Genomic DNA, 2,844 nt, shown 5'->3' with positions numbered 1-2,844 from the left:
TTTCTCGAAACTAATATCAATATTCTTTAACACTCGAAAGTCAGGAACTTGAACCCGTAGTAACCGCATTGTTAAAACTCCTGTAATCCTATCCTCTTGCTCATCTGCTTATTGTAGCTCACAGGCAAAGGTGAAACAATCTCTTATCCTACCGGCCAAATTCCGGCAGATTTTTTCAAAAAAACCCTTGACAAATCCCCGCACTTGACAGATACTTATATATAGAATGGGAATCCGTGCCTGCCTGCGAACCCTCTTTTTTTAGGTCAAATAATGCGATTAAATTTATTCCTGCTCCCTGGGGTTGAGTTCTAGCTTCAGCAGTTTGAGGAGATGGGAAATATGGCAGCTTGGATTATCGCTATTGTGAGCATAAAATCTTCCTATTTTTAGTGCCAGTTGTTCTCTATATCTTTCTGGGGGTGATGTATAGTCCTCTGGAGGTTCAACTTCTAACCAATATTGCTTCGCTTTTTTGATAGTCAACAGAGCCAGCACTAATTCCGATTGGCTATTGTCGTGGCTAACTTGATATTGTTTTTGCCAGGATAGCTGTAATTTGTCCACTTCCGATAGTTCTAGGTTTTGACAATGAGAGATTCTCCCTTTAACTCTGGAAAAATTATCTTTTAAATCGGCATCATCCTTAATTTTATCTGCCATATCAAGATAAATATTTTCTAGTCTAGCAGCGGAATCTCGATAAACAGCCGAATGTTCGCTAAGAATTGATTGAATATGAATATCGGGAAAAATAAAATAGCACTCTTTATGAATCAATCCCGTCACCCAAATTCTATGCTGTCCAACCCGATTGACTTTAATCAGTGATTTGTGATATAAGTCCTCAAAAATTTGCTCTAAATCCTTAAATGGATAGGAATCATCTAAATCTTTTAAATCTTTCTTTTGTAAGTCCAAATCGACGATAGCGAACAGTTGCTGGGGATTTAAATAAGAAGCTTCTGGGTTCTCTTCATGCAAACGCAAAAGATTAAAGTAAGTATTTAAAACATCATTTCTATCACCACAGTTAAAAAAAGTCGGTATCTTTTGTGTCCAATCCCTAGGAACACAGGCTCTATAAAAATTAGCATCGGGAAAATCTTCCATAGCTCGATAGGATTGAGGAGATAACCTGCTGGCATTTTTTTTGATTTCCCCTTCACAGAGGATGACAAATTTATTAAGAATTTGACGGTTTGCCAGAATAAATTGACAATGTTCTAAAAGTTCCGTTTCCTTAAGACTCATGGGTTAGTTTCTCCATCTTTATTTCAATAGTTTTGGTTCTATCTCTTTAACATGAGCGGGAGTTAAAGCTTGACAGAGTTCATAGGAATGAGTGGCTAAGATATATTGATTGCTAGGTTCCCATTCCTGCAAGTCCTCAATAATTCTATATTGCCAGTCGGGATGGAGAGCAATCTCAATTTCATCCATCAAGACAATCGCATCTTTTATCCTACGATACTTTAGCCACAGATAGATACTTAATCGCTTCAGTTCCCCATGACTCAAATCCTCTGGATATAATTCTTCTCCGTTTGTGTCTCCTTTGAATTTAAAGGTAATCCCCGATATATCTTTATCTAAATTAATTTCTTTATCCGATAAAATTGAATTTAAGTTTTGCCGTTTTAGTTGATAGTTATTTCCATATTCACCAGTTTCTATAGCTTGAGCAAAATCTTGATCACGAGCCATGATAAAGTAATTAATTAATAGCTCAACTGGCAGAAAATCGTAGGTAAATAAGTTGCTAAGTTTCTTTTTAATATCTGCCATGGCTAAATAATAGTTACTAGAGTCCAGATTCCCTTGATTTATCTGAAAAAGACTCTTGTTAGTAGCTTTGGGTAAAAAGATAAAAACTTGCGTTGAAGGTGCGGCTAAAAATATTTTTGAAGATAATTCTTTCATGAATAATTGAAATTCTTCTTGGGTGATTTGACTAAATTTACAAACTAAAAATATCTCTTCATTCTTCTGGGTTTTGGCTTGACAAATACCTATTGATTTATTTCCTTCTAAAAGATTGCTAATGATTTTTATTTGCTGTAGTAATGATTGGAATTTTCCATAATGAATATCTATATTTTTATTCATTACTTGTAGTCCATCTCGAATAGATTTTTCCAATACTTCTTTTGTTGAATAGTCTAGGATAATTCTTGATTCATTAGTTGATGAAAACAATACTTTATATGTTGGCGGTATAATATTTAGCTTAAATAAAAGCTCACGTTCTTTTTGAGCAAATGGACTTGAAATTAAATTGCTTATTGCCGTTCTATTTTCTAATGTCAATAACTCTGTCAATCTATCTTTGATGTTTTTAAGACTGGCAAGTTTATCGATGATAACTTTTGTTTGTTTATCAATATCCTTATCCTTTAATTTTTCAAAATCAGATATTTTAAAATCATCAACGTTAACAGTATCCAAATCTTCTTTTTGTCCGTCAATGTTAGATAGCAAGTCTTTTATATAAGCATCTCTGCAAATCAAAAAATCTAGTCTTACCTCTTCCCGATTGTCGGTTAGAATTTCAAACATAGCCAGAGTTTTCTGCTCTAAATCATCTTCTAGTTGACATCGATGGAGTACATTTACCACATATTCTATCTTTTCTGGATCACCAGAACAATGAAGCAGGATAAAAATTAATTGTAGAAGGGTACTTTTGCCACCGCCATTTTGACTACCGATAGGGAATATCTGAGGAAAAAAGTCTTTCTCGAAACTAATATCAATATTCTTTAACACTCGAAAGTCAGGAACTTGAACCCGTAGTAACCGCATTGTTAAAACTCCTGTAATCCTATCCTCTTGCTCATCTGC

The 2,844-nt window shown here is 34.5% G+C and carries 2 protein-coding genes; both read right to left on the bottom strand.

What is annotated here, in order from left to right:
* Window positions 1–285: 285 nt before the first annotated feature.
* Window positions 286–1,254, bottom strand: a complete 969-nt coding sequence (locus tag IM515_RS21485; RefSeq protein ID WP_287629537.1) for a hypothetical protein — start codon at window positions 1,252–1,254, stop codon at window positions 286–288.
* A gap of 18 nt (window positions 1,255–1,272) precedes the next feature.
* The coding region (locus IM515_RS21480; protein WP_287629536.1) for an AAA family ATPase at window positions 1,273–2,844 on the bottom strand (1,572 nt) is incomplete at its 5' end.

Source organism: Microcystis sp. M44BS1 (genome assembly GCF_020244875.1).
GTDB lineage: Bacteria > Cyanobacteriota > Cyanobacteriia > Cyanobacteriales > Microcystaceae > Microcystis > Microcystis panniformis.
This window is presented reverse-complemented; position numbering and strand designations above follow the sequence as displayed.